The 19,500-nt window shown below is 51.3% G+C and carries 20 protein-coding genes; 8 read left to right on the top strand and 12 right to left on the bottom strand.

Annotated features, from left to right (window positions below; translation table 11 throughout):
• Positions 1–107 precede the first annotated feature (107 nt).
• Both hisC and QUF18_RS00285 read left to right on the top strand, forming a co-directional pair.
• Positions 108–1,217 carry a histidinol-phosphate transaminase gene (gene hisC / locus QUF18_RS00290; protein ID WP_289386055.1) on the top strand — a complete coding sequence of 370 codons (1,110 nt, stop codon included), beginning with the start codon at positions 108–110 and terminating at the stop codon, positions 1,215–1,217.
• Between the two features lies 1 nt (position 1,218).
• Positions 1,219–2,151 (top strand): prephenate/arogenate dehydrogenase family protein, encoded by a 933-nt coding sequence (locus QUF18_RS00285; RefSeq protein ID WP_289384243.1) that lies wholly within the window; start codon positions 1,219–1,221, stop codon positions 2,149–2,151.
• A gap of 216 nt (positions 2,152–2,367) precedes the next feature.
• Here the strand turns inward: QUF18_RS00285 and QUF18_RS00280 are convergent, their stop codons facing one another.
• Positions 2,368–3,384, bottom strand: coding sequence for a DUF2125 domain-containing protein (locus QUF18_RS00280; RefSeq protein ID WP_289384241.1), 1,017 nt, complete (start codon positions 3,382–3,384; stop codon positions 2,368–2,370).
• A 311-nt stretch (positions 3,385–3,695) separates the two neighbouring features.
• Here QUF18_RS00280 and QUF18_RS00275 point away from each other — a divergent pair, with 311 nt between their 5' ends.
• Positions 3,696–4,235 (top strand): gamma-glutamylcyclotransferase, encoded by a 540-nt coding sequence (locus tag QUF18_RS00275; protein ID WP_289386054.1) that lies wholly within the window; start codon positions 3,696–3,698, stop codon positions 4,233–4,235.
• A 139-nt stretch (positions 4,236–4,374) separates the two neighbouring features.
• On the top strand, positions 4,375–4,668 hold the full coding sequence (locus tag QUF18_RS00270) for a YggT family protein (protein WP_122005985.1): 294 nt from the start codon (positions 4,375–4,377) through the stop codon (positions 4,666–4,668).
• Positions 4,669–4,852: 184 nt separating this feature from the next.
• Here the strand turns inward: QUF18_RS00270 and ppa are convergent, their stop codons facing one another.
• The 5 genes from ppa to ftsE form a co-directional block, all read right to left on the bottom strand.
• Entirely contained in the window at positions 4,853–5,386 is a 534-nt protein-coding gene (ppa, locus tag QUF18_RS00265) for an inorganic diphosphatase (RefSeq protein WP_289384237.1), read from the bottom strand.
• Between the two features lie 113 nt (positions 5,387–5,499).
• Positions 5,500–6,330 carry a lysophospholipid acyltransferase family protein gene (locus QUF18_RS00260; RefSeq protein WP_289384235.1) on the bottom strand — a complete coding sequence of 277 codons (831 nt, stop codon included), beginning with the start codon at positions 6,328–6,330 and terminating at the stop codon, positions 5,500–5,502.
• A gap of 130 nt (positions 6,331–6,460) precedes the next feature.
• Complete coding sequence (locus QUF18_RS00255) at positions 6,461–7,180, bottom strand: YdcF family protein (protein WP_289384233.1); 720 nt, start codon at positions 7,178–7,180, stop codon at positions 6,461–6,463.
• Positions 7,181–7,319: 139 nt separating this feature from the next.
• Positions 7,320–8,315, bottom strand: a complete 996-nt coding sequence (locus QUF18_RS00250) for a cell division protein FtsX (protein ID WP_289384232.1) — start codon at positions 8,313–8,315, stop codon at positions 7,320–7,322.
• On the bottom strand, positions 8,308–8,967 hold the full coding sequence (gene ftsE / locus QUF18_RS00245) for a cell division ATP-binding protein FtsE (protein ID WP_289384231.1): 660 nt from the start codon (positions 8,965–8,967) through the stop codon (positions 8,308–8,310). Before ftsE ends, QUF18_RS00250 begins: the two co-directional genes overlap by 8 nt.
• A gap of 363 nt (positions 8,968–9,330) precedes the next feature.
• Between ftsE and hpt the strand changes: the two genes are divergently transcribed.
• A complete protein-coding gene (gene hpt, locus QUF18_RS00240; RefSeq protein WP_289384228.1) occupies positions 9,331–9,876 on the top strand; it encodes a hypoxanthine phosphoribosyltransferase in 546 nt (181 codons plus the stop codon).
• 167 nt (positions 9,877–10,043) lie between these two features.
• Here hpt and QUF18_RS00235 read toward each other — a convergent pair whose 3' ends face one another.
• The 3 genes from QUF18_RS00235 to argH form a co-directional block, all read right to left on the bottom strand.
• Complete coding sequence (locus QUF18_RS00235) at positions 10,044–12,563, bottom strand: TIGR02302 family protein (RefSeq protein WP_289384226.1); 2,520 nt, start codon at positions 12,561–12,563, stop codon at positions 10,044–10,046.
• A 52-nt stretch (positions 12,564–12,615) separates the two neighbouring features.
• A complete protein-coding gene (locus QUF18_RS00230) occupies positions 12,616–12,798 on the bottom strand; it encodes a lipoprotein (protein ID WP_113943872.1) in 183 nt (60 codons plus the stop codon).
• Between the two features lie 164 nt (positions 12,799–12,962).
• Entirely contained in the window at positions 12,963–14,363 is a 1,401-nt protein-coding gene (gene argH, locus QUF18_RS00225) for an argininosuccinate lyase (RefSeq protein WP_289384221.1), read from the bottom strand.
• 44 nt (positions 14,364–14,407) lie between these two features.
• Between argH and tlpA the strand changes: the two genes are divergently transcribed.
• Together tlpA and QUF18_RS00215 are read left to right on the top strand one after the other, a co-directional pair.
• Positions 14,408–15,121 carry a thiol:disulfide interchange protein TlpA gene (gene tlpA, locus QUF18_RS00220; protein ID WP_289386053.1) on the top strand — a complete coding sequence of 238 codons (714 nt, stop codon included), beginning with the start codon at positions 14,408–14,410 and terminating at the stop codon, positions 15,119–15,121.
• 82 nt (positions 15,122–15,203) lie between these two features.
• The gene (locus QUF18_RS00215) at positions 15,204–15,824 is read left to right on the top strand and encodes a LysE family translocator (protein WP_289384220.1); all 621 of its coding nucleotides are present in this window, start codon (positions 15,204–15,206) and stop codon (positions 15,822–15,824) included.
• Positions 15,825–15,829: 5 nt separating this feature from the next.
• Here QUF18_RS00215 and QUF18_RS00210 read toward each other — a convergent pair whose 3' ends face one another.
• A complete protein-coding gene (locus QUF18_RS00210) occupies positions 15,830–16,330 on the bottom strand; it encodes a YaiI/YqxD family protein (RefSeq protein ID WP_289384218.1) in 501 nt (166 codons plus the stop codon).
• A gap of 105 nt (positions 16,331–16,435) precedes the next feature.
• Here QUF18_RS00210 and QUF18_RS00205 point away from each other — a divergent pair, with 105 nt between their 5' ends.
• Entirely contained in the window at positions 16,436–17,323 is an 888-nt protein-coding gene (locus QUF18_RS00205) for a DMT family transporter (RefSeq protein WP_289384216.1), read from the top strand.
• Positions 17,324–17,353: 30 nt separating this feature from the next.
• On the opposite strand, the gene QUF18_RS00200 is transcribed toward QUF18_RS00205, so the two are convergent.
• Positions 17,354–18,619, bottom strand: a complete 1,266-nt coding sequence (locus QUF18_RS00200) for an extracellular solute-binding protein (protein WP_289384214.1) — start codon at positions 18,617–18,619, stop codon at positions 17,354–17,356.
• A gap of 51 nt (positions 18,620–18,670) precedes the next feature.
• Positions 18,671–19,492 (bottom strand): carbohydrate ABC transporter permease, encoded by an 822-nt coding sequence (locus QUF18_RS00195; RefSeq protein WP_289384213.1) that lies wholly within the window; start codon positions 19,490–19,492, stop codon positions 18,671–18,673.
• Between the last annotated feature and the right edge of the window lie 8 nt (positions 19,493–19,500).

Genomic DNA, 19,500 nt, shown 5'->3' with positions numbered 1-19,500 from the left:
CGTATCGGAAATTTTACCGGTATTTTTTACCGCTGATTATAGTCCGATATGTTGTTTCATGAATACTCACTTTCAACAATACAGGCTCTTAATATTGGATAAGAATGATGAACGATTTCGCGAAAGCTCAACGCCCGACACCTAAAGCCGGCGTCATGGATATTGCTGCTTATGTTCCTGGTAAAGCCACTGTTCAGGGTGTTGCCAAGATTCACAAGTTGTCTGCCAATGAAAGCCCGCTGGGTGCAAGCCCGCATGCTGTTGAAGCCTATCGTGCAACCGATCATTATCTAAGCTCTTATCCGGACGGTGAAGTCATGGCCTTGCGTCAGGCGATTGCGGAAACGCAAGGCCTGAATATTGAAAATATTCTCTGTGGCAACGGCTCGGATGAGCTGCTCGGCCTGTTGTGCCAGACCTATCTGGCGCCGGGGGATGAGGCGATTTTCACCGATCACGGTTTTCTGGTTTATAAAATTCAGACACTGGCTGCGGGTGCAAAACCGGTTATCGTGAAAGAAAATGACACGGTGATTGATGTTGATGCAGTCCTTGCTGCGGTTACAGACAAGACCAAAGTTGTTTTCATCACCAATCCGGGCAATCCGACCGGTACTTATGTGCCGTTTGAGGAAGTGAAGCGCCTGCATGCCGGTCTGCCGCCGCATGTTCTGCTGGTGCTGGATGCCGCCTATGCGGAATATGTGCGTAAAAACGATTATGAAGCCGGTGTAGCGCTGGTCTCAGCGAGCGATAATGTGGTGATGACCCGCACTTTCTCGAAGATCCACGGATTGCCTGCTCTGCGCATTGGCTGGATGTATGCGCCCGCGCATGTCACGGATGCGGTGAACCGTATTCGCGGACCTTTCAACATGAATAGTGCGGCGATTGCTGCCGGTAGTGCGGCCATCCGTGACCGCGACCATGTGCAGAAGGCTTGCGCTTACAATGCTGAATGGGCGCAGTGGCTGACAGACGAGTTCACCAAACTCGGTTTGAAGGTGACACCATCGGTCACCAACTTCCTGCTGGTACATTTTCCTGACACGCAGAACAAGTCTGCTGCCAAAGCGGACGAGTATTTGCAGTCCAAAGGATATATTCTGCGTCGTGTCACATCCTATGGTTTCCCCGAAGCCCTGCGGATGAGCATCGGCTCGGAGGAAGCCAATCGCGGCGTGATTGCCGCTCTTACAGAATTTTTGAAGTCCTGATATGTCTGATATTCATTTTAATAAAATTGCGCTGATTGGTATTGGTCTGATCGGTTCGTCACTGGCTCGTGTCATTCGCCGTGAGGGTCTGGCTGGTCATATTGCTATTGCCACACGCAGTCCGGAAACGCTGAAACGCGCGGAAGAACTGGGATTGGGCGACAGCTACACCACGGATAATGCTGAAGTTGTTCGTGATGCCGATTTGGTAATCGTTTCCGTGCCTGTCGGATCATCCGGTCTGGTTGCAAGCCAGATTGCCAGTAGTCTGAAAGCCGGTGCGATTGTCACTGATGTGGGCTCTACCAAGGGTTCGGTCATTGCTCAGATGCAGCCGGAACTGCCTGAATATGTACATTTCATTCCGGGACACCCGATTGCCGGTACGGAATATTCAGGGCCTGATGCAGGCTTTGCCGATCTGTTCATCAATCGCTGGTGTATTCTCACACCTTTGCCGGATACAGATACGAACGAGCTGGCAAAGCTCAATGCGTTCTGGGAAGCTTGCGGCTCGAAGACAGATCAGATGGATCCGCAGCATCATGATCTGGTGCTGGCGATCGTTTCGCATCTGCCGCATATCATTGCTTACAATATTGTCGGTACTGCCAATGATCTGGAGAAGGTCACTGAATCGGAAGTGATTAAATATTCCGCTTCCGGTTTCCGTGATTTTACCCGTTTGGCGGCATCTGACCCGACAATGTGGCGCGACGTCTGTTTGCATAACAAGGATGCTATTTTGGAAATGCTGGGACGTTTCTCGGAAGATCTGGCATCATTGCAGCGGGCAATCCGCTGGAGTGACGGTGATGCCTTGTTTGACCTGTTTACACGTACCCGTGCCATCCGGCGTGGTATTATTGATGCCGGTCAGGAAGTGGATGCACCGAACTTTGGCCGTGAAGCTGCAAGCAAGCCAACAAAATAAGCGAGGCTGCAAGCAAGCCTAAAATCTGATCTAAAAGACGCTATACCTGGCTGCAAATGGCAATTTCTGCGCTTCCGGTGCTCATGTACATTTAAGTACACTGCGCTCCGGTTCTCGAAATTACCATTTTCGCTGCGGTCTATCGCTTTTTGATTCAGATTTTGTATTGCACTACATGAAAATGAAAAACCCGCCATTTCGGCGGGTTTTTTTGTATTAAAGCCGTGGTAATCGGCCCAGCGGGATAAAGCCCGCGCTGATTTTGCCTTCTTTAATCAAAACCGGAACAATGGTGGCACCGGTGTCATCTTTGGGCATGGAGCCAAGAGCAAAAATCACGGTGTTAATGTTCTTGGCCTGATCGGGGAAGGCGGCCTGTAAAGTCTGACCGAGCGCAGCAGTATTGGTCAGGCGGATTTTCAGGTCGGCATTGGTCAGCCCTTCAGCATCAACTGTCAAAGGACCATTGATGCTGAGGCTAGCGCCTGAAGGAAGCAAAAACAGCATCTGGTTGAGTTGCAGGGATTTGCCGCGCAATACGCTGCCATTTTCATCCGGCTCTTTGAATGAAGCCAGACTTTCCGGAGAGCTGATATCGATCAGGCCGTCCAGTTCCGGTAGCGCCGCCAGCGGCGTCTTACCGGTCAGGCGCAGATCGTCAAATGTCATTTTAAGCTTCAGCGGCTCTTCAAGGCTGTTCAGTTCGAATTGCAGCTCAAGCAAAGACACGGCCGGAGCGTCAACTTCATTCTCTGCTTTAATGCTTTGCAGGCGTAGGTTCTCCGCGCTGAGATTGATGTTTTGAGCTGTACGCCCGTCCGTATGCGCTGAAGCGTATAGCTTGCTCCAGTCTGCTTTGACCGGATCGGCACCGGATAAGGCAACGGCCGCAGGACCTGTGAGTTGTGTCTTAACGGTGCGGAAGGAGAAGATGGACGCGCCTACATCAACCGCACTGGTTGCTGCATTCAGTGTCTGGTCCTGATCGCGGTAGTTGAAACCGGAGCAACTGATATACATCGAAAACGGATAGCCGCGCGCTGAAAGCGAATGGCATTTCAGAGTGTTTTCCTGTCCCGATATCTTAGCCAGCTCCGCACTGACGCGGTCTTTTGCCAATGATGCCAGATAGAACCAGCCCGCACTGTATAAAGCGACAATAGACAGGACAATGAGAATGCCCTTTGTCATGCGCTTTGAGCTTTGCGGGGATGGACGCGATTTAGCTACCATACCATGCCTCTCGGATTTCAAAGGGCGCTCTGCTGACAGGGCAGAAGAACTCTTTTATAATCATGTTTCATCACAATTCCGCGCTGATACTGGATCATCCGGCATTGTTTTTTATATAAATGTCTTATTGAGGTGCATTTTTCTATATAAAGAACTGTCTGAAAAACGCAGCCTGTTGGGAAATACAGCATACAAAGTGTAAACTGTATCTTAAAGTTGACTATGCAATATATGAATTCTAACTGACAAGCAAAAGCAAACGAATGGCTTCAGAGCAGAGTTTACACCCAGATATTATGCCCCGCGATAAACTGACTGACAGCAGTTCAGATCTGTGGGTCTTTGGCTATGGTTCCCTGATGTGGCGACCGGGTTTTGACAGTGCGGAGAATCTTCCGGCATTGCTGCACGGTTTCAGCCGTTCGCTCTGCATCTATTCCCATGTCTATCGCGGGACGCCGGAATTGCCGGGGCTGGTACTGGGATTGAATAGCGGTGGCTTCTGTCACGGGCAGGCATTTCGTGTTTCTGCCGGTCATAAAGCACCGGTACTGGATTATTTGCGCGAACGCGAGCAGGTCAGTGGTGTTTATCTGGAGAAATATTTGCCGGTAGAACTCGCAGATGGCCGTCAGATTGAGGCGCTGGTTTACGTGGCAGACCCGTTGCATGTGCAATATGCGGGGGGATTAACTGCACAGGCAATGGCCGCATTGGTTGGTCATGCTCATGGTCAGGCAGGGCCGAACTGCGATTATGTTATTAATACAGTGCGTCATTTGCAGGTAATGGATATTCGCGATGAGTTGCTGGAAGCGGTTTTACAATTGCTTCCGCCTGCTAGACTTTAAGAAAATTACCGGATTTACAGACATGCGGACTGACTTTTTCCGGTCAGTGATCTTGTGAATGACATTGTCGCTGTTTAAATGTGTCTCACCCTGTGTAGCATTGGCTGCACTGAACAATCCGATTGAGTAGGAGACATTTATGCTCGCAGTTTTGCGCACCGTTGATCTGGCGCTGGATATTTATACCTGGATCATCATTGCCAGTGCGGTGTTTTCCTGGCTGTATGCTTTTAACGTGGTCAATTCCCGTAACCGCTTTGTCGCCTCAATCGGTGAATTTCTCTACAAGGTGACAGAGCCGGCATTGCGCCCGATCCGTAAAATTCTGCCGGATCTTGGCGGTATTGATATTTCGCCGATTGTGCTGCTGCTGGCGATCTTTTTCATTCGTCAGTTTATGTGGAATACACTGGCGCCGATACTACTGAGCTAAGCAATAAAAAACCCGCTGAAAAGCGGGTTTTTTTTATTAGAGCGCCGTGTGCCATACTTGGCACACAAAACTCGCTCTAACACTTTAAAATGAGAGCATAATTTCACCTTAAACTGATCCAGGTTTAAGGAATTATGCTCTAGCTGCTATAATATGGCCTCTTGGGAGACAGGCCATATAGCAATTATTTGGCGTTTTTAGCGCGTTCGATCGCTTCAACGATGAATTTACGTGCGTAATCTTCATCGCCCCAATCGCCGATTTTCACCCATTTGCCTGGCTCCAGATCTTTGTAATGTTCAAAGAAATGAGCAATCTGCTGCAAAGTGATTTCCGGCAGATCAGTGTAGTTATGAACTTTTTCATAACGACGGGTCAGCTTTGGTGATGGAACGGCAATGATTTTTTCGTCTTTACCGGCATTGTCTTCCATAACCAGAACGCCGATCGGGCGAACATTGATCACGCAGCCAGGGATCAGCGGACGGGTATTGCAAACCAGAACGTCAATCGGATCACCATCTTCCGACAATGTGTGCGGTACGAAACCGTAATTGCCCGGATAGGTCATTGGTGTGTAGAGAAAACGGTCGACGATCAAAGCGCCGGCATTTTTGTCCATCTCATATTTAATCGGGTGTCCGCCGACCGGTACTTCGATGATGACGTTAACGTCTTCAGGAGGGTTGGAGCCGATGGAAATGGCATCAATATTCATGGGCGTGTCCTTTCATTTGGCGTTCTGATATCGGTTTTCGTGGAACCGTGCAACAAAAACGCAATTTCATATAAAGCGGCTTATTGTCATGTCCGTAAAATCGGGCGGCGCTATCAGGCTTTGGGCGCGGTGTCCGTCACGGCATCTGCTGCCTTTGCACCCTGTGCCTTTAATTCAGCAAGACGCGTTTTGGCTGTCGCCGGCATTGGCGGCGGATTTTTATCCTGTGAGGCCTGTACGAGAAACTCATCACAAGCGGTTTCTGTGGCTTCCATCAGGCGCTTCAGAAATGTGTCTTTGTCCAGACCCGGTTCAATCGGCGGCAGAATACGGCAACGAACAGTGCCGGGATAGCGCATGAATTTGCGGCGCGGCCAGTACAGACCGGCATTATGAGCAATAGGCACAACCGGCAGACCCAGATTCATATAGAGATGCACCACACCATATTTATAGGCAGGCGGCGCACCGGGGGCGCGACGCGTCCCTTCCGGATAAATCATGATCTGGCGACCATCTGCGATAGCCTCTTGTGTGCCGCCGGAAATGGAATGCAGAGCTTTAATCCCTGTGCCGCGGTCAACCGGAATCATTTTCATCTTTTTCAGATACCAGCCAAACAGCGGAATACGCATCAGATCGCGTTTAAGAATATAAACCGGATCGGGTATGTAAGATAAAAATGCATAGACATCCCAGAAAGACTGATGTTTCGGCGCGCAAATATAGGCACCTTCCGGCAAGTTTTCTGTGCCTTCGACTACAAAATCGGTGCCGACAATATATTTCTGCAGAAAAAGATTGGAGCGCGCCCAGAATTTAGGAACAATCCATGCCTTTTTGCGCGGCAACAGCAATGTGAGCGGAAGAAACAGAATCATCTGGATGATCAGGCTGATATAGAATGCCAGATTAAACAGCACTGACCGGATGGCTATGAGCATATCTTGTATCAGCCTTTTATACGTGCATGAGGTAAAATGGTTCCGTTTTAAACGGAGCGGTTCTTCAAATAGAAGAAAACCGGGCGCTTATCAATTCCGGACATGCACGGTGTGAGCCTGCGCCTTGATTTTAACTGCCCTGACCAAGGCTGATATGGGCAAGCGCGCCGGTATATTTGATATATTCCGTAAAAAGTACGCGCAGTGTATCGCCCTGATGCATCCAATTATTTTTCAGATCGCTGTTAATCACCGGATAGGGGATCAGCTCGACATCTGGAATATGGCGCGATAATTCCAGTATAGAGCGTGGCATATGGTAATTATTGGTCACAATGAAAATGCGCTTATAATTATGCTGCCTGATCCATTTGGCACTCTCAACCGCATTGCCGATCGTATTCAGGGCAGAGCGGTCGAGATCAACACAGCAGGCAAAAAGAGCAGCATCCGCACCAGTGATCCGCTGAAGAGCTTCGCGTTTTGTCGAGGGGTGCACGCCGCTGATCAGCAGACGTTCGCCGCGTTTTTCAGCCAGCAGTTCTAGGGCGACTTCAATACGCGCCTTACCGCCGGTAAGGACAATAATCGCATCGGCCTTCTGATCTGAAACCGGTGTTTCGAGATTACTGATATGCTCGCTGAAAATAACAAAACCGATGCCCAGAGCCACAATCAGGGAGAACAACACGACAGCAACGGGCGGAATACGGCGGCGCAGACGTTTCAGCCAATGCCGGATGACACTGTTATCTGAACGCTGGTCACGGGCATTCTGACCGGCAGTGACGGCCGGTTGTGCAGCATCCTGTAGGATGTGGTCTGCAGGATCAGAAGCGTTGTGTTGCACGTGCATTGCCGTTTGGCCTGTTTATATCTTCGTGTCAGCGCAGTTTAGCATAACCGGCGCAAATCAGTCTTTTAGAGTACATTCTGATTTTATCAGATGGTACTCTAATCTTTTGCTTTGTCGCCTTTTCAAGGCATGCCTAATCTTTACTGCCACTGATACTGTCCATGTCTTTAAGCTGCCGGATAACCGTGAGGCGGCTTGTTAGCATTGTAAGAATGCTGACAATAATGATCGTAGCTGCAATGCCGATATAGCCTTCGCGGTTGATGGAGAAACTGCCAAACAAAGCTGCTGCCTGATCGCCTTCCGGTGTCGCCAGATTGCGTGACGTCCACCATGAGATAATCAGAAACACCAGCAAGGCCGCAGCACCACCGAAACATGCGCCTTTGAGCGCCGTGCGAAAGAAATGCCATTCAAATTCGCGGGCGACAAAGCGGGCTTCTGCACCGATAAAATGCAGCACTTCAATAATATGGCTGTTACCGGCCATAGCGCCACGGGTGGCGAAAATAACTGTCAATACGGTGGCAGACAGCATCAGAAACAACACACCCATACCAATCAGCACGGTTGTATGCGCCATAGAGACCAGACGATCCACCCAAGTGCGATGATCATCAAAACTGGCACTCGGAATATTCTTTTGCAGTTCTGAGCGCAGGGTTTCAAAGTCCGGCGGGTTTTGCTCGTCAATGGTCACAACCACAAGGCGCGGCACCGGTAATTCGTCAATATCCAGCCCAGTGCCAAGCCACGGCTCCAGCAGACGGGCAGTGGCTGCGCGGTCAACAATAGCGGTGCCTGTTACACCGGCAAAACCGGATGCTATTTGCCCTGCTTGTGCAAGAGCCGCTTCCATATCCTGACCATCTACAGGACGGATCTGAATTGTTGCTTCACGTGAAATCTGGCTCTGCCATTGGGCAGCAGACGCACGCACCAGACTAACCCCGCCAATCGTGAGACATGCGAGAAAAGTCATAATCGCGATCACCGTAATCAACGTAGTGCCGGAAACACTGACCGGCGGCACAATCGGCGTTGGTCCGCGCTTTTCACGTTTGCGCTTGCCGAGCAGTTCCAGAAAAATCCCGTGATAATGATCAATCGTTGCGCGCAGGTCAGCCATAAATATCAAGCCTTCCCTGATCGAGGATCATGCGGCGTGCATCAACCTGATCCATCAGAGTCAGGTCGTGGGTGGCAATGATAACGGCGGTGCCGGAGCGGTTAAGCTCGGCAAACAAACGCAGCAGACGGCGTGCCAGTGGCGGGTCGACGTTACCCGTCGGCTCATCTGCCAGCAAAATTTCCGGCTGATCGATGAGTGCGCGTGCAATCGCTGCACGTTGCTTTTCCCCGCCGGACAGCACCGGTGGCAGGACATGCATACGATCACCCAGTCCGACCCATTGCATCAACTCCTGCACTTCATGGCGGTAGGTGGCTTCTTCCTTGCCACGAACGCGCAGAGGCAGCGCGACATTTTCATAGGTGGTCATGTGGTCGAGCAGGCGAAAATCCTGAAAGACGATGCCGATACGGCGGCGCAGCAGCGGAATTTCACTGCGCTCCATCGTGGAGATATCTTTGCCGAATATGCTAATCAGGCCACGTGTCGGTTTCAGTGCCATGAAAAGCAGGCGCATCAGCGATGTTTTACCGGCGCCGGACGGGCCGGTGAGAAACTGAAAGGAGCGCGGCGGAATATGAAAGGAAACATCCCGCAGGATTTCCGATCCCATACCGTAGCGTAATCCTACATTTTCAAAACGAATCACTATCCAGTTTCCCGATTATTTTTGCTCTGCGTCTTATGATTGCCGACCATTGACTGATGTGGTTAATCTCGCGTTAATCTGCACGCAAGTTTGGCATTTTGAGGTTGAAAAAAGAACAGAAATTTTTCGTCGCGTTCTCTTGATGCCGCTTGTGTATAACCATCAAAAACGCAGATTTGATGCATAACAAAGGTAAATAATGTAAAACTGCCCTTTCAGCCAAGGGCGTAGTGCTGTAACAGCTACTTTTTTCTTGCCGGAGCTATTTCGGTTCAAGCAGTTTCAGGAAAAGTGGAAACCGGTTTTCCGTTCGAAACTGCGTAATGTAAATTCATAATGCGGATAAAGACCGGAGACGTGTTTATGCCTGACGTAGGTGGCAGAAATATTGAAGTTCTTTTCAGTGCAGAGCAGATTGCAGAGCGCAATCGTGAACTGGCACAAAAAATTGCTGAGCGTAAGCTGGAGCGGCCGCTGGCGGTTTCTATTCTCAAAGGCTCATTTATTTTTGCAGCGGATTTGATCCGTGCCATGCATGATGCCGGTGTTGAGCCGGATGTGGAATTCATCACTGTATCCAGCTATGGTGCAGGTACGAAGGGTGGTGACATCCGTTTGGTTCGCGATATAGACAGTGAAGTTGAAGGCCGCGACATTCTGCTGATTGATGATATTCTTGAATCCGGCAAAACCCTGAGTTTCGTGCGTGAACTGATGATGTCACGCGGCGCACGTAGTGTCAGCATTGCTGTGCTGCTGGACAAGCCGGGACACCGCAAGCTTGATCTCTATGCGGATTTCACCGCTTTTGAATGCCCTGATTATTTCGTTGTCGGTTACGGCATGGACGTTGCGCATTCTTTCCGCCAGCTGCCTTATGTCGGCCGTGTCATGGATGCGCCGAAATAAGTCGTTCCGGATATATGTTGTTAAAAAAGCCGCTCATACAGATGAGCGGCTTTTTTATTAGAGCGCATCCCGAAAAGTGGGAACCGCCTTCGCGAGGAAATCAGTCCACTGGACTGATTTCTTAATCTCGCTTCGATCAGAAAAGATGCGCGTAAAACAAATAGTCATCATTGATCGCGCTGCAGCAGGCGCTCCAGATATTCTTTTTCCTGTTGAGGGCTTAAAGCATCGCCGAGCTTTTTGCGGATTTCATCGAGAATACGACGTGCTTTTTGAATATCAATCTGGTTCGGCAGCTGTGTGCCTTTGCCATCGGAACTGCCCTGACCGGTTCCACGTCCCAGCGGATCGCGGGCTTCACCATTTTGCTGTCCCTGACCTTGGCCCTGACCTTCACCTTGTCCTTGTGCTTGCTGTAATTGCTGCATCATGGAACGAGCACCACGGCGCAATGAATCCAGCGCTTCGGCCTGCTGGTCTGTCGCCTGTCCGCTTTCTCCGTTACCGAGCGAACGACCTGCGCGACCCATGAAATTCTGTGCCTGATTCATTTCCTTGGAAGATTCCAGACCCTGCTTTTTCAGCTCATCAGTCAGCTTGTTCAGTTCGCTTTGCAAATCGCGTTGCTGTTGCTGCAAATCTTTCAGCGCCTGTTCGGTTTCTTGTCGTGAGGTGCCGTTTTTCGGGCTCTGCTCGCCTTCACCGTCATAATTATAATCGTCAGTTTCCGTCAGTTGCTGATCGAGCTTGAAGGTCTCATTCATCAGCTCCTGCTGGCGGCGCATCAGATCACCCAGCTTATTGAGCTGCTGCTGCGCACCATTGCCCTGTCCCTGACCTTGGCCTTGACCTTGCTGAGCGCTTTGTCCGGGTTGCAGATTGTTGAGCATTTCTTGCAATTGCGAGAGCATTTGCTGTGCTTCCGCATGATTGCCGGAACGTGCCAGATCTTCAATCTGCTGCATCATCCGGTCGATATCACGCTGGCTGAGCACACGGACATTGGGATTATTCTGTGCATTCTGGTTCGGATTGGTCTGCTGACGGCGTGCCATTTCGTTTAAGTAACGGTTCATGGCTTCGCGCAGCTCTTTTGTAAGGCGGGCGATTTCCTCAGGACCGGCATTGTTCTGCAATGCATGACTGAGTGCTTCCTGAGCCGCACGCAGCGCTTTTTCTGCCTCGGAAAGCTGTCCGTCTTCAATCCCGCGTGCCACATTCCACATATAGGCAACGATCTCACGCAGGTCTTCATTGTTGCGTGCCAGTTTCAGGCGTTCCCGCACAGAGCGCAGACCCAAATAATGGCTGACATTAGCAATGGTGGTTTGCGGATACATGGTCAGCACATCCAGCATCTGGATAACGGAGGTTTTCTGACTACTGTCCAGCGCCAATATCTGACGTTGTTCGACTAAAGCGCGTGCCAGAGGATTAATAAACGGGCGCTGGGGCAGCACAAAGCGGATTTCTTTACTCGTGCCTGTCTGTCCGGCATCGTCTGTTACCTGTACTTGCAGGGAGACATATTTGCCTGCCCACGGATGCATGGTCAGATCCTGCAGCGCGGTAATTTCATCTGCACTGTTTTTACCGCGCTTTGGGAATGACAGTCGTAATTCCGGTACATCTGTCAGCGACTGGCCTGAAATGTCAGGCTGTTCAAGTAGCTTGATATCAGATTGTAACTTGGTGACGCCGTAGTCATCACTTATTTTATAGTGGAGCTCAAGCGTACCGTTGAGCGCATAGGTCGGATTGCGGGTAAATTCGACCACAGGCACTGTATCCGGCGTGACATTGAACTGCCATGCCTGCTGACGGGAACCTGCCTGCAATTGTGCGGTAACGGATTTGCTAAGCGGTAATTCAAAATTCGCGCTATTGGCTGTTGCGCCAGATGCCGGTTTGGCCTCTACCTGATAGGATTTACCATCCTGACCGGTCAGTGTCAGTTGATTGCGGGAACTGCCGCTGATCTGAACACTGAGAATACTGCCCTGCGGCACATCCAGAGGTTTGCTATCGAGATTGGCTGCGCTCAAAAAGACCGGTGCTTTGCCGGTATAAGCGGGCGGAGTAATCCATGCATCAATGCGGCCTTCCGGCCCTGCAAAACCTGCCGGTGGGGTCCACAGATCGCTGAGTTTTCCCGAAGAGGGACTAACAGAATAAGCCGCAGTTGCAGCAAACAGCAAAATGACCACAGCGCGGACAGCATAAGGATCGCGTTGCGGAATAGCGGGATGCGGCAGAAAACCGTGTAACCGCTCAGTCAGCGCTGCCATGCGCTTGCGGTGCTCCTGCCAGAGAGCTTGGGCCAGCGGATCATCGCTTTGTCCGGCAAGTTGATCATCATTGATCTGTAGTGGGCTGTGCAGCAGATTGTTTTCACGCTCAATCCGGCTGTTGACTGTCTGGTCATCCGGTAGGCGGAACTGGTGAAAACGAAACAGGCAGTAGAGAAATGCGAGAGCAAAAGCTGTGAGAACTGTGAGATGCAGCCAGCGCGGCATCATCTGGAACAGACCAAGCCACGCCAGACTTGCCGACAGCGCAATTAACAGCAAAACTGGTAATATTAGCGGCCATAGGCGCTCAAAGCACAAGACCAGCGCCGCTTTGACGCGCAGGCGATAGAGCTTGCTGTCGGCTTTAAGAACAGGTTTTGTATCGGACTCTGGCATTAAAAATCCGGTTCCCACCTTGCTGGTAATGCGTTTAGTGCTGAAGTTAGCTTCAGATCAGCTTATCCAGAATAAATGGTTTTTCTTCGACGGCCTTTTGGTCTTGTTTGCGCCAGTCGTCATGCACGGTAGCATTGGCAGGCGCTTCCAGTGCGCCGCGACGTCCGCAGCCGGTTACAATGCTGCCAACGGCAACAAGCATAATCACAGAGGTCATGAATACGCGGCTATTCATAAAAAATATCCTGAAATTGGTGTTTGGCCGGAGAGCCGTGTGTATGAGCGCACAGTCTTAACTCAATTGAAGGCTAACGCAAACTGTTCAGATACGAACACAAATCTTTGAAGACGTGACAAACGGAACCGTAATGCGGTTCCGTTTGGTATCAGTTGCACTAATCAGGCCTTAATCAGGCGTTTTCTCCAATATTTGATCTGGCGGCGCACTTCCTGTGGCGCAGTGCCGCCAAAAGACTGACGGCTTTTCACTGATTTATCCACAGTGAGGAAACCGAAGACTGCATCATTAATCTGCGGATGGATCGACTGCATGTCTTCCAGCGTCAGTTTGGACAGGTCAACTTTCTTCGATTCTGCCAGTGCAACGGCGCGGCCGGTCACGTGATGCGCTTCGCGGAATGGCAGGCCGAGTTCACGCACCAGCCAGTCGGCGAGGTCCGTTGCAGTGGAATAACCGGAACCGGCAGCCTTTTTCATTGAGGCTTCAATCACGGTGAGGTCGGAAACCATGCCGCTCATGGCTGCGAGTGCCAGCTCAATAGATTCGGCTGCATCAAAGACAGCTTCTTTGTCTTCCTGCATATCTTTGGAATAGGCCAGTGGCAGGCCTTTCATCACCATCAGCAGGCCGACCAGAGAGCCGGTGATACGGCCGGTTTTGGCGCGTACCAGTTCTGCGGCATCCGGATTTTTCTTCTGCGGCATGATGGAGGAGCCGGTCGAAAAAGCATCGGACAGACGGATGAAATTGAACTGCGAGGTTGACCAGATCACGATTTCTTCTGCTAAGCGCGACAGATGCGTTGCGCAGATCGAAGCAATCGACAGAAATTCCAGCGCATAGTCGCGGTCGGAAACGCTGTCGATGGAATTACGGGTTGGTTCGCGGAAGCCAAGTGCTTCGGCAGTCATGTGGCGGTCGATCGGGAAACCGGTACCGGCCAGCGCTGCCGCACCGAGCGGGCTTTCATTCATACGTTCAATCGCATCGCGTACGCGGGAGAGATCACGGCCGAACATTTCCACATAGGCCATGCAATGGTGGCCGAAGGTCACCGGCTGAGCGGTCTGCAAATGGGTGAAACCCGGCATAACAGTGCCGGCATGTTCTTCTGCACGGATGAGGAAGGCTTCGATCAGAATTTTCAGCGAGGCAGCGGTTTTTTCCAGCTCATTCTTGACCCAGAGACGGAAATCCAGCGCGACCTGATCATTACGGGAGCGTGCCGTATGCAGACGACCGGCCGGAGCGCCGATCAGATCTGCAAGGCGGGCTTCCACATTCATGTGAATGTCTTCAAGCTTGCGCGAGAAGGTAAATTTGCCATTTTCGATCTCGGCTAATATGGTATTGAGACCATCGGAGATCTGTTTGTGATCATCTGCAGCGATGATACCGGTCTTGGCAAGCATGGCAGCATGCGCCAGCGATCCGGCAATGTCCTGTGCATAGAGCTTGCGGTCATAACCGATCGAAGCATTAATCTCTTCCATAATGGCAGAGGGACCTGAGGCGAAACGGCCACCCCACATTTGGTTGCTGGATTTTTCTGTCGTCATGCGCGCATACCTGAGCCGAAACTTTGAGTAAAAAGAACGATATTATGGCCGAAGATAATAAAGAGACGAAACCGAAAAGCGCAATCAGCCCGAAGATGATTTTGTTTGCCGGTATCGCCGGACTTTTGGCCGGTGCTGTTGCGGTATACGTGATGGAACCGCCTTCTGGCAATGTTGTTCCGACACAGAATACGTCCAGTAATGTCACTGCAGCGGCCGCAGATGATGCAAAATGTGCTTTGAGTGAGGAACAACTCGCTAAATTGTCGGCTGCTGCAACCGGTGACGTTGCCGGAATGCAGCCATCGGATAAGCCTGCTTTGCTGACATATTTGCAATTTGATGCCCCTGACGGCTCAAAAACCACCATCGGCGACATGAAAGGCAAAACCCTGCTGGTTAATCTCTGGGCAAGCTGGTGCGCGCCTTGCCGGGAGGAAATGCCTGCTTTGGATACATTGCAGGCCGAACAAGGCAGTGACGATTTTGAAGTGGTTGCACTGAATATCGACACCGGTGCTATCTCCAAGCCCAAGAATTTTCTCAATGAAATTGGTGTTGAAAAGCTCGGCTTTTATCGCGATGCCAGTTTGACCGTTTTTAATGATCTGAAACGCAGAGGCTTGGCATTTGGCCTGCCCGTGACTTTACTGGTTGATGAAACCGGCTGCCAGATTGCGGCGATGAACGGACCCGCACATTGGGCAGGACAGGATGCCGTTAATCTGGTGAATGTCGCAAAGAATCTACGCCGCTAAAGGCGAATCTATTTTCCGAAAAAAGTGATTTTACAGAGCGATATAATTCTGTTCAGATTGCTTTTTCGGGGGAGTTTTTCCAATGGGTCTGGATGTCTGGCTAGCTTTTACAGCAGCCTCAATCGTTTTGCTGGTCATACCGGGACCAACGATCTTGTTGGTGGTGTCTTATGCGCTGGGGCAGGGCTGGCGCACGGCTGTGCCGATGGCTGTTGGTGTGGCGCTGGGTGATTTTACAGCGATGACGCTGTCCATGCTTGGCATTGGCGCATTGCTGGCCACATCTGCTATCGTGTTTACAATTGTGAAATGGCTGGGTGCGGCCTATCTGATCTGGCTTGGTATCAAATTATTCCGTTCCGGCGCCTCTATGCAGTCGGAAGCGCGGGAAGCCGATGTGTCACCATTGAAAATGCTGACACATGCTTGGCTGGTGACTTCTCTTAATCCGAAAAGCATTACATTTTTCGTGGCATTTCTGCCGCAGTTTCTCAACCGGCACGGTGATTTTTGGACACAGATGCTGATTTTTGAAGCAACATTTCTGGTGCTGTCTTTCAGCAATGCGTTTCTTTATGCCTTTGCGGCACATCGCGCACGATCGCTGTTTAAAAGTCCGCGGATTTTGCGTGCTTTCAACCGCACCGGCGGCACATTGCTGATCGGTGCCGGTGTGGCAACAGCAACGATGCGTGCCAGTTAATCCGCTTATGCGGTGAAGCCGTCGCGTTTCAGACGCACAATTGCAAGATCAAGCGCCGAGAGAAATGCGGAGCGGTCGCGGGCTGAAAATGGTTTTGCACCACCAAACTGACCGGCAGATACCGGATTGGCGGAACGCAGCTCATCCATCAGATTGCGGGTGGCAAGAATATTGCCGATATTGGCCGCGCTGAACAGGCGGCCATCCGGTGCAATGGCTACCGCACCGGCAGTAACTGCACGATGCGCCAGCGGAATATCGGCGGTGATAACAATGCAACCGGCACGTGATCGCTCGGCAATCCAGTCATCAGCCACATCCAAACCCGCAGGGACGATCACACGTTCAATTAGCGGTTCATCACGCGGAATGGCGATGAAGCTATTGGCGACAACAAAGGTTCTGATGCGATGGCGCTCAGCAACTTTGTAAATCTCGTTTTTAACCGGACAGGCATCGGCATCGACATAAATGCAGATGGTTTTGTTTTCATCGGAGTGTGTCATTCATGCTTCATGGCAAAGCCAAAAGTGATTGGCAAGCGTTTAACACTTGGCGTGGCACAGCGGCAGGGATAAGCCGAGTAGATTGTTTCGAAACAGATACAGATCATGCCAGTCAAATATTTCCCCGCTTTATTCGTCTTTCTCTGGGCAACCGGTTTTATCGGTGCCGGTTTTGCCATGCCTTATGCCGAGCCTTTCTGGTTCATGACGGCACGGTTTTTCATTGCTGCAATTATTCTGGCAGTCTGGGCACTGGCAACCGGTGCCCGCTGGCCGGACAGGCGCGGGCTTGTGAATGCGGCAATTGTCGGCTGTCTCATTCACGGGATTTATCTCTCCGGCGTATTCTGGGCAGTGCGTCACGGTTTGCCTGCAGGGATGACGGCGCTGGTGTCCGGCTTGCAGCCGTTGATTACCACGCTGATCGCAGCGCTATTCTTGCGCGAGGTCGTGTTACCACGGCAATGGCTGGGGCTGTTGATTGGTTTTTGTGGTGTGGCACTGGTGGTGGCGCCGAAATTTTCGCTCAGTTCCGGCGGTATTAATCCGGCGACTTTGAGCGCGGCGCTGGCGGCGGTGCTGGCGATCAGTATTGGCACGGTATGGCAAAAGCGGTTTGCGGTGAAAATTGATCTGAAAACCGGTACGACCGTGCAATATATCGCGGCGGGTATTCTGACCGGTCTGTTGTCGCTCGGCTTTGAAACGCAGACCGTGATCTGGTCCGGTGAATTATTGTTTGCGATGGTCTGGCTGGTGCTGGTTTTGTCGATCGGTGCAATTTTGCTGCTGCTGATCCTGATCGGACAGGGCGAAGTGTCTAAAGTCGCGTCGTTCTTTTATCTGGTACCGGGAACAGCGGCGATTATGGCCTATCTGTTGTTTGGGGAAACGCTGACACTAGTGCAGATTGCCGGTATGGTTCTGACCACTTTCGGTGTGGCACTGGCAACATTACAGCGTACGGGACAAAAGAAAAAACCAGCAGTTTAAAGCTGCTGGTTTCAGTCTTGTCAGATGTAATTAGCGGCGTGGCAGCAGCTTCTTCACTTCATCCGCTGCATCGGCAAGGGCTTCTTCCGGTGTTGCTTTCTGCTCCACCACGCGGGACAGATTATCAACGATTGTCTGAGTGACTTTCACACCGTTAGAGCCCGGGAAAGCATACCAAGGCACCATAATATTCATCTGGCTGAGACCAGCTTTGAACAGCGGGTTTTCGTCATAGAATTTGCCGAGATACTCGTCGGATTTGGCAGCCAGCTCATTATTCGGCACATAGCCGGTGCCCGGCACAACAACTGATGCGCCGTAAGGGCCGGCAGCAAATTTGGCAAATTTCCATGCGGCATCAATTTTGGTATCATCAGACGTCAGGATAACAACGGCATTGCCGCCGGTTGGCAGACGGCCTTTTTCAGGATTGAGCAGCGGAATTTTGGCCGTACGCATGTCGAATTTATCACCGACATTTTTAATTGTATTGCGCAAGGCACCGGTGGTCTGGAAGGAGAAGCCGACATTACCGGCAGCAAAGGCCTGTTCACCGGCGTCTTTGGTAAAGACCGGCAGACCGCCTTCTTTCACCATAGGATCCAGTGTTTTAAAGGCGGCTTCACCTTCAGCGCCGTTAAAGGCAACCTGTTTTTCATCATCGGAAAGCATCTGACCGCCTGCACCGAAAAGCAGCGCGGAGAACATCCAGTCATCGCCCTGCCAGCGGAAATCAATGCCCTGAACGCCGTTGCCCAGCGCTTTGATTTTACCGCCGATGCGGATGACATCATCCCATGTTGCAGGAGGCGTATCCGGATTTTCGCCGACTTTTTTAAACAGGTCAGCATTGTAATACATGATCGGGTTGGAGGTGGCGAAAGCCAAACCAACCTGACGGTCGCCGGTTTTAGCAAGATTCAGAATGGTCTGGGTAAAGCCCTGTGCTTCAAAATCGGTTTCTTTCTCAATCAGTGGCTTCAGATCAAGGCTGATATTGCGTTCGCTCAAAATACGCAGACGGTTCAGACCGGTAAAGGTGACATCCGGCAGTTCAGCAGTGCCGTTCTGGCGCATAATCAGCTGAATGCCGTCTTCATAAGTCGCTGACGGATTGACGAAGTGGATTTTGATATCCGGATTTTCTTCCATGAACTTCTTGGAAATATTGGCCATCACATCCTGAAAGAAACCCGGCATCGGATAATGCACATTGAGCGTGGTTTCTGCGAGAGCTGTGCTGCACAGGCCGGTCAGAAGGGCGGCGGCAGTCAGAGTACGGGAGAAGAATGTCATTACAGGCTCCGTAAATGCGGGGAGGAAGGGCGTTACAGGGGGGGGGAGGGTTCAGCCTTTCAGGCCGGTCATGGTGATGCCTTCAATGAAGCGCCGTTGTGCCGCCAGAAAAGCAAGAACGAGGGGCAGGGTGATAATCAGCGTGGCGGCCATCAGCGCGCCATAGTCATCACCGGCTTCAGCCGCGCGGAAATAGAGCAGACCCAGCGGCGGCGTGGCTTTTTCCATACCGGTCACCACGATCAGCGGCCAAAACAGATCGTTCCAGTGGGCAACCACTGAGAAAATCGCGAAGGCAGTAATTGCAGGCCATGCATTCGGCACAATAACGCGGGCGACAATGCCGGTTTCCGACATGCCGTCGAGGCGGGCGGCATTGATCAGATCATCGGGCATTGAGCGGAAGAATTGCAGGAACAGGAAGATGCCGAACACCGAGATGAAGAACGGTGCGCTGATGGCGAAATAGCTGTTCAGCAGGCCGGTGCGTTCAAAGCCAAGATAAAAAGGCAGCGCCGTGGCATGGATCGGGACTAGCAGGCCGAGCATTACGGCGCTCATCATCACCTGTGCTGCACGAAAGCGCAGCTTGGCCATGGCATAAGCGCAAGGGATAGCGATAATGACCTGAACCACCAGAATAATACCACACACCAGCACGCCGTTGAATAACAACAGCCCCATTGGTACGCGGGAGAAAGCTTTGGTGATATTCTCAATCAGTGCCCAGTTTTTGGGTATCAGGCTGAGCGAAGACGAGAAAATATCGGATTGTGATTTGGCTGCGGTGGAGAGCATCCAGATATAAGGTGCGAGAAACAGCAGCGCACCGAAAGACAGAATACCGAGGCGGAAAAAGCGTAAGGCTGACATGATTTTCG

The sequence above is a fragment of the Pseudochrobactrum kiredjianiae genome (assembly GCF_030362795.1).
Classification (GTDB): Bacteria; Pseudomonadota; Alphaproteobacteria; order Rhizobiales; family Rhizobiaceae; genus Pseudochrobactrum; species Pseudochrobactrum kiredjianiae.
The sequence above is the reverse complement of the archived record's forward strand: the minus strand, read 5'-3'. Positions and strand labels throughout refer to the sequence as shown.

Coding starts and splice junctions, on each gene's coding strand:
- hisC (WP_289386055.1), top strand. CDS start 108: ATGAACGATTTCGCGAAAGCTCAACGCCCGACACCTAAAGCCGGCGTC.
- QUF18_RS00285 (WP_289384243.1), top strand. CDS start 1,219: ATGTCTGATATTCATTTTAATAAAATTGCGCTGATTGGTATTGGTCTG.
- QUF18_RS00280 (WP_289384241.1), bottom strand. CDS start 3,384: ATGGTAGCTAAATCGCGTCCATCCCCGCAAAGCTCAAAGCGCATGACA.
- QUF18_RS00270 (WP_122005985.1), top strand. CDS start 4,375: ATGCTCGCAGTTTTGCGCACCGTTGATCTGGCGCTGGATATTTATACC.
- ppa (WP_289384237.1), bottom strand. CDS start 5,386: ATGAATATTGATGCCATTTCCATCGGCTCCAACCCTCCTGAAGACGTT.
- QUF18_RS00260 (WP_289384235.1), bottom strand. CDS start 6,330: ATGCTCATAGCCATCCGGTCAGTGCTGTTTAATCTGGCATTCTATATC.
- QUF18_RS00250 (WP_289384232.1), bottom strand. CDS start 8,315: ATGGCTGACCTGCGCGCAACGATTGATCATTATCACGGGATTTTTCTG.
- hpt (WP_289384228.1), top strand. CDS start 9,331: ATGCCTGACGTAGGTGGCAGAAATATTGAAGTTCTTTTCAGTGCAGAG.
- QUF18_RS00235 (WP_289384226.1), bottom strand. CDS start 12,563: ATGCCAGAGTCCGATACAAAACCTGTTCTTAAAGCCGACAGCAAGCTC.
- QUF18_RS00230 (WP_113943872.1), bottom strand. CDS start 12,798: ATGAATAGCCGCGTATTCATGACCTCTGTGATTATGCTTGTTGCCGTT.
- argH (WP_289384221.1), bottom strand. CDS start 14,363: ATGACGACAGAAAAATCCAGCAACCAAATGTGGGGTGGCCGTTTCGCC.
- tlpA (WP_289386053.1), top strand. CDS start 14,408: ATGGCCGAAGATAATAAAGAGACGAAACCGAAAAGCGCAATCAGCCCG.
- QUF18_RS00215 (WP_289384220.1), top strand. CDS start 15,204: ATGGGTCTGGATGTCTGGCTAGCTTTTACAGCAGCCTCAATCGTTTTG.
- QUF18_RS00210 (WP_289384218.1), bottom strand. CDS start 16,330: ATGACACACTCCGATGAAAACAAAACCATCTGCATTTATGTCGATGCC.
- QUF18_RS00205 (WP_289384216.1), top strand. CDS start 16,436: ATGCCAGTCAAATATTTCCCCGCTTTATTCGTCTTTCTCTGGGCAACC.
- QUF18_RS00200 (WP_289384214.1), bottom strand. CDS start 18,619: ATGACATTCTTCTCCCGTACTCTGACTGCCGCCGCCCTTCTGACCGGC.
- QUF18_RS00195 (WP_289384213.1), bottom strand. CDS start 19,492: ATGTCAGCCTTACGCTTTTTCCGCCTCGGTATTCTGTCTTTCGGTGCG.